Source organism: Streptomyces sp. NPDC054863, assembly GCF_053610825.1.
The window spans coordinates 1-11,911 of record NZ_JBSGZD010000247.1; the positions used below are offsets into that span (position 1 = coordinate 1).

Genomic DNA, 11,911 nt, shown 5'->3' on the forward strand with positions numbered 1-11,911 from the left:
CCCCTGGAGGGCCTGCGCAGGCCTGCTGAACGTACTGACAACCGGTCGGCCGGGTCACCTGGGCGAAGGGACGTTCACCGACGGGCGGTGATCCGGACGGGGCCCACCGGCAGGATCCGGGACCGTGCCGCTCAGGCGTGGATCTGACGTGCTTCCCCGCCGGACCCGCTGATGGCGATCTTGCGGGGCTTCGCCCGCTCCGAGATCGGCAGGCGCAGGGTCAGCACACCCCCGCCGTACGAGGCGTCGATCCGCTCGGTGTCGAGGGTGTCACCGAGGATGAGCTGGCGGCTGTGCAGTCCGGTGGCGCGCTCGGAGGCGACCATCTCCGCGCCCTCGGGGGCCAGGGAGCGGCGTTCGGCCCTGACGGTCAGCACGTTGCGCTCGATGTCCACGTCGATGGTCTCGGGGTCGATGCCCGGCAGGTCGAAGTGGACCACGAACTCCTCACCCGCACGGTAGGCATCCATCGGCATCACCGCCGGGTGTGCCGCCGTGCCCCAGAACTGCTGGGCGAGCCGGTCCAGGTCCCGGAAGGCGTCGGTACGCATGAGCATCACTGGTCTCTCCTTCTCTTGTCATCGGGTGCGATGCCCTACGTTTTCTTATATAGCGGGCCATCAGAAAGTTGACAAGACTTCCCTCAACTAAGTTGCCCGCAAAGGCCGACCAACGTATTCGACGCCCCCTCAGAGGGTGTGCGGGACCCGACGGGCCTTGGCCCGGATGCGGAACGCGGTGACGATCTCGACGATGCCGAGGGCGAGCAGCCAGCAGCCGCCGATGACGGTGAGGACCGCGACCGAGTCCAGCGGCGAGGTGATCAGCACGATCCCGCCGAGTGCGCTGATGATGCCGAGGCAGACCTGCCAGCCCCGGGCCGGCATCTCCGGGTCGGAGGCGGCGGCCACCGTCTGCGTGATGCCGCGGAACAGCCAGCCGATGCCGATCCACAGGGCGAGCAGCAGCAGCGACTGCATCGCGCTGCGGAAGCAGAGCAGGCCCAGCAGGATGGACAGCGCGCCGCTGATGAAGGCCATCACCCGCAGCGCCGTGGAGACGTGCGTGCCGAAGGCCGCGACCAGCTGCATCACACCGCTGACCAGCAGGTACACACCGAAGAGCACGGCGATGACGAGAAGGGTCCTGCCGGGCCAGGCGAGCACCACGACGCCGAGGACCAACGCGGAGACTCCGGCCGCGAGCACGGCCTGCCAGGCTCCTCTGCCGAGCCGGTGCAGCGGTCCCTCCTCGGGGCGCGGGCCCCACTGCGGGGCCTCGCCGGAACCCGGGGGCCGGGCCGACGAAGGCGGGGGCGTCGACGTCGGGGGCGGCGTCGGGGGCGGATTCTGGTCCGTGCTCATGGGGTGACTCCTCTGGGGAGGGAGTGCCGGGCCTGCCCGCGACCCGCGCGACCGGTGGACCACCGGTCGAATCCACTACAACAAACAGTCACCGGACCCGCACCGCGAGCCGCAAGCAGCACCGGAGGCCCGGGCCCCGAAAAATGCCGACTCGTCATCGCGTTGCTACTTTGAGCGACAAATCATGATTTGCCCGCTTCCTCTCGTGGGGGTCTGACGACATATGGGCGTTCTCAAGGACCATCCGGAGCTGGCGCTCTTCCTGTGCCTGGCGCTGGGCTATCTGGTGGGCAAGCTCCGCGTGGGCCCCATCACGCTCGGCGGCATCTGCGGCACGCTGATCGTGTCCCTGCTGATGGGCGCGTGGGCCGAGGTGCAGATTTCGAGCGACGTGAAGAACGTCTTCTTCGCGCTCTTCATCTTCTCGCTGGGCTACATGGCGGGCCCGCAGTTCTTCTCGAACCTCAACCGCAAGAGCCTGCGCTTCTTCGCGCTCTGCTTCATCGAGCTGGTCAGCGTCCTGGGCATCGCCTACGGACTCGCGAAGGCCTTCGACCTCGACGTCGGCACCGCGTCGGGCATTCTGGCCGGCGCCGCCACGGAGTCCGCGGTCGTCGGTACGGCGACCGAGGCCATCGGCAAGCTGGGCGACCTGTCCCCGGCGCAGATCACCCAGTACCAGGGGCACGTCGCCACCGCGTACACCGTCTGCTACCTCTTCGGCCTGATCACGATCGTCCTCTACACCAGCCAGATCATGCCGATGCTGATGCGCATCAACCTGGCCGACGCCTCGCGCGAGCTGTGGGAGAAGATGCGCGGCGGCGGAGGTCACGGCCTGGAGTCCGACGAGCGTGCGGCGCTGCCCGGCCTGGTCGGGCGTACGTATCTGGTGACCCATGCGGACGGCCGCACCATCGGTGACCTCGAATCGAGCCTCGACGGCCGGATCACGGTCGAGGCCGTCAAGCGCGGCAGCAAGCTGCTCCCCTCCGCGCCCGGCCTCCGGCTGACCCTCTCCGACCTGGTCCTGATCGTGGGGCGGCGCTCCCACACCATCGAGGCCGGCCGGATCATCGGCCCGGAGACCCCCGGGATCCCCGGTCTGGACACTCCGCTCGCCACCCGTCAGGTCGCCGTGACCGACAAGGCGTCGCACGGCCTGACCATCGACCAGCTCCAGCAGCAGAACCCCGAGTTCCTCAAGGACGGGGTGTACGTCACCGACCTCCTGCGCAACGACCAGCACCTCCCGGCCACCGGCGACACGGTGGTGCACCGGGGCGACGTACTCACCCTGGTCGGCGCGCGCTCGGGGCTCACCAAGCTGGTCGCGAAGATCGGTTCGGTGGTCAAGAACGACGCCACCGACTTCATCTACCTGGGCCTGGGCATCGTCGTGGGTTCACTGATCGGCCAGCTCGTGATCAAGGCGGGCGACATCCCGATGTCGCTGGGCACCGGCGGCGGCTGCCTGATCTCGGGACTGCTCTTCGGCTGGTTCCGCTCGCGCTCGCAGACCTTCGGCGCCTTTCCGCCGCAGGCCGCGACCACGCTCAAGGACATGGGCCTGGCGCTCTTCATCGCCTGTACCGGCCTGGTGTCGGGGCCGCAGGCGTGGCCGCTGCTCAAGCAGTACGGGGCGCTGCTGCCGTTCGCCGGCATCGCCATGGTGCTGGTGCCCGCCACCCTGTCGCTGATCGTCGGACGGAAACTCCTGAAGATCGAGAAGCCCCTGCTGATCGGCGCCATCGCAGGACAGCAGTGCTCCACCCCGGCCATCACCTCCATCACCCAGACGGCACAGAGCTCGGTGCCGATGCTCGGCTACACGATCACGTACACCCTCTCCAACTTCCTCCTCCCCCTGACCGGCCCCGTCCTGGTCGGTGTCCTGGGGGCCTGAGCCACGACCGTTTCTCGATTCCTGAACACCCTTGCCCCTACCGGGAGTTGCACCGTGCCCAAGTCCACGTACAGCCGCGAGGAGATGCAGCGTCTCTCCTCCCTGAGCCCCTTCGAGCTGAAGGCCGAGTTCATCAAGCTCGCCGAATCCGCGCAGGCCGACAAGCCGGGACAGAAGGGAAAGGCCGCCCGCACCATGCTCAACGCGGGACGCGGCAACCCCAACTGGGTCGCCACAGGCCCCCGCGAGGCGTACTACGCCCTCGGCTACTTCGCCCTGAGCGAGTCGCGCCGGGTGTGGACCGCCGACGACCTGGGCGGCATGCCGGAGGAGCCGGGCTGCGGCGAGCGCTTCGAGAAGTTCGTCCGTACGCACCCGGAACTGCCCGGCATCGAGATGCTGAAGGCGAGCGTCGACCTGGCGGTGAAGCGCTTCGGCTTCGAGAAGGACGCGTTCGTGCACGAGCTGGCCGACTCGACGATCGGCGACAACTACCCGAGCCCCGACCGCATGCTGACGCACTGCGAGAAGGTCGTCCGCGGCTACCTCCAGGACGAGATGTTCGCCAAGAACCCCCCGGCGGACAACCTCAGCATCTTCGCCACCGAGGGCGGCACGGCCGCGATGTGCTACGTCTTCGACTCCCTCATGAAGAACGGCATCCTGCGCAAGGGCGACCGGATCGCCCTGATGGTGCCGGAGTTCACCCCGTACCTGGAGATCCCCGAGCTCGACACGTACGCCTTCGACGTGGTGCTCGTCGAGGCGAGCATGTTCGCCGAGAGCGGGGTGCGCGAGTGGCGCTATCCCACCGAGGAGGTCGCCAAGCTGGCCGACCCCTCGATCAAGATGGTCTGCCTGGTCAACCCCAGCAACCCGCCGTCCCTGGCGCTCTCCCGGCGGGTCACCGACCAGATCAAGCAGATCGTGGCGGACGCCAACCCGAATCTCGTCATCGTCACCGACGACGTGTACGGCACGTTCGTGGACGGCTTCCGCTCGATCGCCGCCGAGCTGCCCCGCAACACGCTCCTCGTCTACTCGTACTCCAAGCACTACGGGGCGACCGGCTGGCGCCTCGGCGTGATCGGCCTGCACGACGACAACGTCATCGACGCGATGCTCGCCGCGCAGCCGCAGGACCAGAAGGACCGTCTCGACAAGCGCTACAGCACGCTCTCCCTCGAACCCGAGAAGATCAGGTTCATCGACCGTCTGGTCGCCGACTCCCGCCAGGTCGCCCTCAACCACACCGCGGGCCTCTCCCTCCCGCAGCAGGTGATGATGGCCCTCTTCTCGCTCTTCGACATGCTGGACGAGGGCCAGGCGTACAAGGAGCGCATCCGCGCGATCGTGCAGCGCCGCCTCCAACTGCTCCTCGAAGGCGCCCGGATGAAGATCGCCGAGGACCCCGGGCGGGCGGCCTACTACATCGAACTCGACCTCCTCGCCGAGGCGGAACGGACCCACGGCAAGGCGTTCGCGGACTTCCTGGAGAAGAACTACGACCCGGTCGACCCGCTGTTCCGCCTCGCCGAGCAGACCTCGGTGGTCCTCCTCAACGGCGGCGGCTTCGACGGCCCCCAGTGGTCCGTCCGCGCCTCCCTCGCCAACCTGGACGACCTCGACTACCTCCAGATCGGCCACCACCTGCGCACCATCTTCAACGACTACGTAGCAGAGTGGCACGCCTCCCAGAGCTGACCGTTCCCACCACCCGCCCCGCCTCGGAACGGACGCCCCATGACCCGCCTCAGCCGCCTCGACCACCGCTGGTTCGACAAGGTCGCCTCCGCCCACCTCCCCGGCGCCGACCGCCTCCTCCCCGCCCTCTCCGCCTCCGCCGACCACGGCCGCCTCTGGTTCGCCACGGCAGCGGTCCTGGCCACCGCCGGCGGCCCCACCGCCCGCCGCGCCGCCCGCCGTGGCGTCGGCTCCCTCGCCCTCGCCTCCCTCACCACCAACGCCGTCGCCAAGTACGCCGTCCGCCGCCGCAGGCCCCTCACCGACGCGGTCCCCTTCGTGCGGCTCCCCACCAGGGCCCCCTGGACCTCCTCCTTCCCCTCCGGCCACTCCGCGTCCGCCGCCGCCTTCGTCGCCGGAGTCGCCCTCGAATCGCCCCGCTACGGCGCCCTCCTCGCACCGGTGGCCGCCGCCGTCGCGTTCTCCCGGGTGTACATCGGCGTCCACTACCCCGGTGACGTGCTCGCCGGGTGCGCGCTGGGGGTGGCCGCCGCCGCCGTCACCTGCCACTGGTGGCCGCCCCGTCCTCCGTACGTACGCGACGGACGCACGCGCGTCGAGGCGCCCGCGCTCCCCCACGGCGAGGGCCTGGTCGTGGTCGTCAACTCCGGTTCGGGCAAGGGCGTTCCGGGCCGCCTTCCCGCCGAGGAGCACCTGCGGCTGCTCCTCCCCAAGGCCGAGATCCTCGTGCGCGAGGCGGACGCCGACCTCGCCGACGTCCTGGACCAGGCGGTCGTACGGGCCGGGCAACTGGCCGGAGTCCTGGGCGTCTGCGGCGGCGACGGCACGGTGAGCGCAGCCGCGGCGCGCGCCGCCGAAGCCGGACTGCCGCTCGCCGTGTTCCCTGGCGGCACCCTGAACCACTTCGCGCTGGACGCGGACGCCGCCACCTTCGAGGACACCGCCCACGCGATCCACCACGGTGAGGCGGTCCGGGTGGACCTGGCCCGGGTCACGGACGGCGAGGGCCGCCGCGTCACCGACTTCGTGAACACCTTCAGCATCGGCTTCTACCCGGAGCTGGTGAAGCGGCGCGAGCGGCTGGAGGGCCGGATCGGCAAGTGGCCTGCCGCCGCGGTGTCCCTGGTGGGCGTGTTGCGCGACGCCTCACCCCTGGACGTCACCCTCGACGGCGAACCCCGTTCCCTGTGGCTGCTGTTCGCGGGCAACGGCCACTACCTCCCCGACAACCTCGCCCCCTCGCACCGCCCGCACCTGGACGAGGGCCTCCTGGACGTCCGTACCGTGGACGCGGCGGCCCGCCTGGCCCGTACGCGCCTGGTGATCTCCGCACTCGCAGGCGCCCTGAACCGCTCCCGGGTCTTCCACGCCGAACGCGTCGGGCGGCTGGAGGTGGGCAAGCTCCAGGACGTCGAACTCCTCGCGTACGACGGCGAAACGGCAGCCGCCCCGGACACCCTGCTGCTCTCCAAGTCCCGTGCGGCGCTCACGGTCTACAGCCCGGCCGAGCACCTCGGCGAGATCCGCCGGCAGCTGCGCACGGCCACGGCGGCGGCGAGCGAACGCACCGGCCGCCGCCCCGGTCAGGAATCCTGAGCCCCGGTCCGCAGCCAGCACCCCCGCACCTCGTCCGTCGGCGCGACCGTCGCGACGAGGGCGAGGGTGTGCTGCACCATGGCCGGCACGTAGTCCGCCGGTACGCCCGCGATCGCGTCGGCCGGCACCACCACCCCGTATCCGAGGTTGACCAGGTCGAACACCGCATTGGGGATCGCCACGTTCGCGGACACCCCGACGACGACCACGTTCCGGCACCCGATGTTCCGCAGCAGTGCGTCCACCTCCGTGCCCGCGACCGGTGACAGGCCGTGCAGCCGGTGCACCACGAGGTCCGAGTCGGCCACCTCGATGGGGGCGGCGACCCGTACCGCCGGGGTCCCGGTCAGCTGTTGGACGGGGAGCCGCTGCGCCGCGCGGAAGAGGCGCGCGTTGTGGTTCGCGCCGCGCCCGTCCGGCCGCCGTTCGGCGACGGCGTGCAGCACCTGTACGCCGGCCCGGTGCGCGGCGTCGACCAGGAGCGCGATGTTGTCGAGGGCCCCCGACTTCCGTGCCTGCGTGGCTAGTTCGGGCAGCGCACTGTCCGCACCGACCACGCCTTCCTGGCATTCCACAGTGAGCAGTACGGCGCTGGCGGGTTCGAGCTGTGCCACGAGTCGTTCGTATGCCGACATGGCGCGCGAGGGTAGCGGCCATTGCGTACCGAAGGAAGAGCCCTCATGATCTCTGACGTCACATCAGAACTCTTCCAGGGGAGACCGCATGGCCACCACGGACCACACACAGCGCCGGGGCCGTAGCATCATGATGACGGACGCCGAGCGCGACACGTACCTCGCCGAGCAGCGCGTCTGCCGGGTGGCCACGGTCTCCGCGGACGGCGCCCCGCACGTCGGCGCCCTGTGGTTCGTCTGGGACGGATCCTCGCTCTGGCTGTACTCGATCACCCGCAGCCGTCGCTGGGCCCAGCTCCGCAAGGACCCCCGGCTCGCGGTGGTCGTGGACGACGGCATCGAGTACGGGGAGCTGCGCGGCGTGGAGCTTTCCGGCACCGCGGAGTTCGTCGGCGAGGCGCCGCGCACCGGCGAGCGATGCCCCGAACTGGACTTTCCCGAGGGGCTGTTCACCCAGAAGTACTTCGGCATGACGCAGATGCCGCACGACGGCCGGCACGCCTGGCTGCGGCTGACTCCGGACGCGATCGCCTCCTGGGACTTCCGCAAGCTGTCGGCCTTGTAGCGGGGCCCTTCAGCAAGAAGGGCGGCCTAGCTCGCCACTTTCTCCCCGGCCGCCGCCAGCGCCTCCACCGCCGCCCTGATCGAGGGCCGCCGGTCGGCGTCGGCGCGCCACACCACGTACACGTGCCGCCGCATCGCATGCCGTACGGGGACGACGCTCACGCCGTCGGGCACGGGTCCTCGCCCGAGCCTGGGCGCGACGCACACCCCCAACCCGGCTTCGACCAGGGCGAGTTGGGTGGCGTGCTCCTCGGCGACGTGCGCGAGCCGGGGCTCCACACCCACTCCGCGCAGGGTGAGCAGCAGCCACTCGTGGCAGAACTCGCCCTCCGCCCAGGTCACCCAGTCGTCGTCGGCGAATTCCGCGAGGTCGACCTCGTCCCGCCCGGCGAGCGCGTGACCGGCGGGCATCGCCACGTCGGCCGGATCCTCCAGGAGTTCACGCTTGGCGAGCCCGGCCGGCATGGACAGCGGTTTGTTGTACCAGTCGAGGACGACGGCGAGGTCGTAGTCGCCGCGCACCACGCCCCGTACCGCCGCGTCAGGCTCCACCTCCCGCATCTTCACCCGCAGTTGGGGGTGCCGGTCCCGCAGCGCGGCGAGCGCGGACGCCACCAGACCGCGGGCCGCGGTCGGGAACGCGGCGAGCGCGAGGTCCCCGACGACCCTGCCGCGCTGGGCCTCGATGTCGGACTGGGCGCGCTCGGCCTGGGAGAGGATCCGGGCCGCGTGCCCGGCGAGCAGCCGTCCCGCCTCGGTGAGCCGCACCCCGCGCCCGTTCTTGGCGAGCAGCGGCTCGCCGACCTCGCGCTCCAGCTTGGCCATCTGCTGGGAGACCGCGGACGTGGTGACGTGCAGCCCCTCGGCGGCGCCGCTGACCGAACCGTGCCGGGCGAGGGCGTCGAGGGTGCGCAGCCGCTCCAGATTCAACATGTAAGCAATACTACGCAGTCAGTCCAACAGAACTTGCTTGTGCTACGAGATCAAGACCGCCATCGTTGCCTCCATGACCCCCGTGACCGCGGCTCGACACCGCACCTCCGAGCCGAAGCCCACTCCCGCCCCCGCGCCCGCCGGCACCCCGGCTCCCGCCCGCCGCCGCAGCGTCGACTGGCGCATCCGCTTCGCCGCGCTCGCCCTCATCTGGGGTTTCAGCTTCCTCTTCATCAAGGTCGGCACCGAGGCGTACGCGCCGTTCCAAGTGACCTTCGGGCGGCTGTTGTTCGGCACGCTCGTCCTGGTGGCGGCCATGGCGGTCAAGCGCACCCGGCTGCCGCGCTCCGCCCGCACCTGGGGTCATCTCACGGTCGCCGCGTTCTTCCTCAACGCGCTGCCGTTCTCGCTCTTCGCCTACTCCGAGCTGACGATCCCCTCGACGCTCGCAGGCATCTGCAACGCCACTTCCCCGCTCTGGGGAATGGCGCTCTCCCTGGTCGCCCTCTCCGAGGACCGTCCCACCCGCCGCCGCGTGGCGGGACTGGGGCTCGGTTTCCTCGGTGTGCTCACCGTCCTGGGCGCCTGGCAGGGCTTCTCGGGCCTGGACCTCACCGGCACGGCGATGGCCCTGCTGGCCTCGCTCAGCTACCCGATCGGCTGGATCTACCTGCGCCGCACCCTGGCCGGCAGCACCGACCCGGCCCTCTCGATGACCGGCGCACAACTCCTCCTGGCCACCGCCCAGTTGGCTGTCGTCACGCCTCTCTTCACCACGCTCCCGAGCTCCTTCCCGCTGCTGCCCCTCCTCTCCGTCGTGGCACTCGGCGCGCTCGGCACCGGCCTGGCGATGCTCCTCCAGTACAACCTGGTGTCGGAGATCGGCCCGACCACCGCCCAGATGGTCACCTACTTCATCCCCGTCATCGCCACGATCGCCGGAGTGACCCTGCTCTCCGAACCCCTCTCCTGGAACACCCCCGTGGGCGCCCTCATCGTGCTGACCGGCGCGGCCCTCACCCAGACCAAGCCCCGCCCCGCCTGACTCCGGACCGGACCCCCTCACCCGTAGCGCCGCCCCTCCCCCTCAGGACCCGGTCCGATCGCCGCCGCCACGGCCTCCGCCACCACGCCGATCTCGCCCATGCCCAGTGTGGAAACGGTGAGCCGGACCCCCGCCCCCGCCGCCATGCGGAACCGCGCCCCCGGGGCCACTCCCCACCCCGCGTAGAGCATCCGTGCCACCACCCCCGTCTCGTCCGCCACCGGCACCCACACGTTCATCCCGCTCCGCCCGTGCGCCCGCACCCCCCGCTCCGCCAGCGCCGCGATCAACGCGTCCCGCCGCTCCCCGTACGACCGGGCCACGACGCCCGCGTCCACCACTCCCGAAGTCCACAGCCGCACGACCGCCCGCTGCAGCAGCCGGCTCACCCACCCGGGACCGAGCCGCTGGCGCCCGCGCACCCGGTCCATCGTCACCGCGTCGCCGGTCAGCACGGCGACCCGCAGGTCGGGCCCGTACCCCTTGGACACGGACCGTACGAACACCCACGGTCCCGCACCTGCCCCGACCAGCACGTGCACCGGCAGGTCCACGATCCCGTGCCCGTGGTCGTCCTCGACCAGCAGCACCGTCGGATGGGCCGCCAGCACTTCCCGCAGCGCAGCCGCCCGCTGCGCGCTCACCGCCGCTCCCGTCGGGTTCTGCGCCCGGGCGGTCACCACGACCGCCCGCGCACCGCCCCGCAGCGCCCGCTCCACCTCGCCCGGCAGCGGCCCCTCGTCGTCCACCGCCACCGGCACGGCCCGCAGCCCGAGCGCCGGAACCAGGTCGAGCATCGCGCCCCACCCGGGATCCTCCACCGCGACCGTGTCCCCGGGCTTCAGGTGTACGGCCAGCACGCGCTCGATCGCGTCCAGCGAGCCCGACGCGACGGCGACCGGCCCGTCAGGAACCCCCGCTGCATCGAAGTCCGCCCGCGCCAGCCGCGCCAGCTCGGGGTCCAGCGCCTCCTCCCCGTACAGCCCGGGTTTCGCGTCGGCCTGCTCGGCCGCGTATCGCAGCGCATCGCGCAGCGGCGGCAGCAGTGCGGTGTCGGGGTTGCCCTTCGAGAGGTCCCGTACACCCTCCGGGATGTCCGCCCTGATCGACTCGCGTGCGGTACTGACGGGCCTCGCCCTGATGCGGCTGCCCCTTCGCCCGGCCGTCTCGATGACTCCGCGCTCCCGCAGAGTCCGGTATGCGGACGCGACCGTATTGGGATTCACGCCCAACTGAACCGCCAACTCCCGCATGGGCGGGAGGAGTTGGCCGGGTTCCAGTTCCCCCTCACCCACCGCCCGTTCCACACTCTCGGAAATCTCCGACGCACGCCTGCCACTGATCCGATACTCTCCTAGCACAAAAGCCAGTATGCACTAGTGCAATGGAGAGCGCAATGCAGGACGCCCCTCAGGAGAGCACCCCCGACAGCGCCGCGGGTGCCTCCGCCGGACCGGCCGCGACGGCCGCCGCCCCGGAGTCGTACGTCCCCACCGACCGCACCGTCCCCACCCGCTCACCCGAGCGCGCCTCGTACGACCGCGAGCTGGTGCACTCGATACTCGACGAGGCGTACGTCTGCCACCTGGGCTTCGTCCGCGACGGCGCCCCTGTCGTCCTGCCCACCCTCTACGGCCGGATCGGCGACAGCCTCTACGTCCACGGCTCGACCGGCTCGCGACCGCTGCGCGGCGCCGGGCGCACCGAGGACGCCCCGGGCATCGAGGTCTGCCTGACCGTGACCCACGTCGACGGCCTGGTACTGGCCCGCTCCGCCTTCCACCACTCGATCAACTACCGGTCCGTCGTCGTGCACGGCACGGCCCGCCCGGTCGTCGACGAGGAGGAACGGCGCATCGCACTGGACGCCCTCGTCGACCACGTCGTCCCCGGCCGCTCCGCCGACTCGCGCCCCGCGAACGCCAAGGAGCTCGCCGCAACCGCCGTACTCCGACTCGATCTTGACGAAGTGTCGGCCAAGGTCCGCACCGGCCCGCCCAATGACGAGCCCGAGGACGCCACCCTCCCGCACTGGACCGGCGTCGTCCCCCTCACCCACGGCCACGGCACGCCGATCCCCGCCGACGACCTGGACCCGGCCGTCGCACTCCCCGACTACCTCTCCGCCCGCTGAGGGGCCGGCCGTGCTGATCCATCCCTGGGA

11 protein-coding genes are annotated in these 11,911 nt (G+C 71.0%); 6 read left to right on the forward strand and 5 right to left on the reverse strand.

All coding sequences use genetic code 11. The features are described from left to right. Nucleotides 1-131: 131 nt before the first annotated feature. Both ACWGIG_RS30265 and ACWGIG_RS30270 read right to left on the reverse strand, forming a co-directional pair. Nucleotides 132-557, reverse strand: a complete 426-nt coding sequence (locus ACWGIG_RS30265) for an Hsp20/alpha crystallin family protein (protein WP_453324876.1) — start codon at nucleotides 555-557, stop codon at nucleotides 132-134. A gap of 132 nt (nucleotides 558-689) precedes the next feature. Beyond that, a complete protein-coding gene (locus ACWGIG_RS30270) occupies nucleotides 690-1,364 on the reverse strand; it encodes an HdeD family acid-resistance protein (protein ID WP_453324877.1) in 675 nt (224 codons plus the stop codon). A gap of 223 nt (nucleotides 1,365-1,587) precedes the next feature. On the opposite strand from ACWGIG_RS30270, the gene aspT reads away from it, so the two are divergent. Genes aspT through ACWGIG_RS30285 form a run of 3 tightly spaced genes read left to right on the forward strand, consistent with a single transcriptional unit; the run spans nucleotide 1,588 to nucleotide 6,570 of the window. After that, on the forward strand, nucleotides 1,588-3,270 hold the full coding sequence (gene aspT / locus ACWGIG_RS30275) for an aspartate-alanine antiporter (RefSeq protein ID WP_453324878.1): 1,683 nt from the start codon (nucleotides 1,588-1,590) through the stop codon (nucleotides 3,268-3,270). Between the two features lie 54 nt (nucleotides 3,271-3,324). After that, nucleotides 3,325-4,974: a bifunctional aspartate transaminase/aspartate 4-decarboxylase gene (locus tag ACWGIG_RS30280; protein WP_453324879.1), complete on the forward strand. Its 1,650-nt coding sequence runs from the start codon at nucleotides 3,325-3,327 to the stop codon at nucleotides 4,972-4,974. A 39-nt stretch (nucleotides 4,975-5,013) separates the two neighbouring features. Then, complete coding sequence (locus ACWGIG_RS30285) at nucleotides 5,014-6,570, forward strand: phosphatase PAP2 family protein (RefSeq protein WP_453324880.1); 1,557 nt, start codon at nucleotides 5,014-5,016, stop codon at nucleotides 6,568-6,570. Here ACWGIG_RS30285 and ACWGIG_RS30290 read toward each other — a convergent pair. Further along, the gene (locus ACWGIG_RS30290; protein ID WP_453324881.1) at nucleotides 6,558-7,205 is read right to left on the reverse strand and encodes an isochorismatase family protein; all 648 of its coding nucleotides are present in this window, start codon (nucleotides 7,203-7,205) and stop codon (nucleotides 6,558-6,560) included. The genes ACWGIG_RS30285 and ACWGIG_RS30290 overlap by 13 nt on opposite strands. A gap of 88 nt (nucleotides 7,206-7,293) precedes the next feature. Here ACWGIG_RS30290 and ACWGIG_RS30295 point away from each other — a divergent pair, with 88 nt between their 5' ends. Then, nucleotides 7,294-7,770, forward strand: a complete 477-nt coding sequence (locus ACWGIG_RS30295; RefSeq protein WP_453324882.1) for a pyridoxamine 5'-phosphate oxidase family protein — start codon at nucleotides 7,294-7,296, stop codon at nucleotides 7,768-7,770. Between the two features lie 26 nt (nucleotides 7,771-7,796). On the opposite strand, the gene ACWGIG_RS30300 is transcribed toward ACWGIG_RS30295, so the two are convergent. Continuing rightward, nucleotides 7,797-8,702: a LysR family transcriptional regulator gene (locus tag ACWGIG_RS30300; RefSeq protein WP_453324883.1), complete on the reverse strand. Its 906-nt coding sequence runs from the start codon at nucleotides 8,700-8,702 to the stop codon at nucleotides 7,797-7,799. A 37-nt stretch (nucleotides 8,703-8,739) separates the two neighbouring features. Between ACWGIG_RS30300 and ACWGIG_RS30305 the strand changes: the two genes are divergently transcribed. Then, nucleotides 8,740-9,747 carry a DMT family transporter gene (locus ACWGIG_RS30305; protein WP_453324884.1) on the forward strand — a complete coding sequence of 336 codons (1,008 nt, stop codon included), beginning with the start codon at nucleotides 8,740-8,742 and terminating at the stop codon, nucleotides 9,745-9,747. 17 nt (nucleotides 9,748-9,764) lie between these two features. Here ACWGIG_RS30305 and ACWGIG_RS30310 read toward each other — a convergent pair whose 3' ends face one another. Beyond that, nucleotides 9,765-11,108: an aminotransferase class I/II-fold pyridoxal phosphate-dependent enzyme gene (locus ACWGIG_RS30310; RefSeq protein WP_453324885.1), complete on the reverse strand. Its 1,344-nt coding sequence runs from the start codon at nucleotides 11,106-11,108 to the stop codon at nucleotides 9,765-9,767. Nucleotides 11,109-11,131: 23 nt separating this feature from the next. On the opposite strand from ACWGIG_RS30310, the gene ACWGIG_RS30315 reads away from it, so the two are divergent. Continuing rightward, entirely contained in the window at nucleotides 11,132-11,881 is a 750-nt protein-coding gene (locus tag ACWGIG_RS30315; protein WP_453324886.1) for a pyridoxamine 5'-phosphate oxidase family protein, read from the forward strand. The last annotated feature ends 30 nt before the right edge of the window (nucleotides 11,882-11,911 follow it).

What these genes read in the sequence shown, in the direction of transcription:
- ACWGIG_RS30265 (WP_453324876.1), bottom strand. Translation starts at nt 557, where the DNA reads ATGCTCATGCGTACCGACGCCTTCCGGGACCTGGACCGGCTCGCCCAG.
- ACWGIG_RS30285 (WP_453324880.1), top strand. Translation starts at nt 5,014, where the DNA reads ATGACCCGCCTCAGCCGCCTCGACCACCGCTGGTTCGACAAGGTCGCC.
- ACWGIG_RS30295 (WP_453324882.1), top strand. Translation starts at nt 7,294, where the DNA reads ATGGCCACCACGGACCACACACAGCGCCGGGGCCGTAGCATCATGATG.
- ACWGIG_RS30315 (WP_453324886.1), top strand. Translation starts at nt 11,132, where the DNA reads ATGGAGAGCGCAATGCAGGACGCCCCTCAGGAGAGCACCCCCGACAGC.
- ACWGIG_RS30270 (WP_453324877.1), bottom strand. Translation starts at nt 1,364, where the DNA reads ATGAGCACGGACCAGAATCCGCCCCCGACGCCGCCCCCGACGTCGACG.
- ACWGIG_RS30290 (WP_453324881.1), bottom strand. Translation starts at nt 7,205, where the DNA reads ATGTCGGCATACGAACGACTCGTGGCACAGCTCGAACCCGCCAGCGCC.
- aspT (WP_453324878.1), top strand. Translation starts at nt 1,588, where the DNA reads ATGGGCGTTCTCAAGGACCATCCGGAGCTGGCGCTCTTCCTGTGCCTG.
- ACWGIG_RS30300 (WP_453324883.1), bottom strand. Translation starts at nt 8,702, where the DNA reads ATGTTGAATCTGGAGCGGCTGCGCACCCTCGACGCCCTCGCCCGGCAC.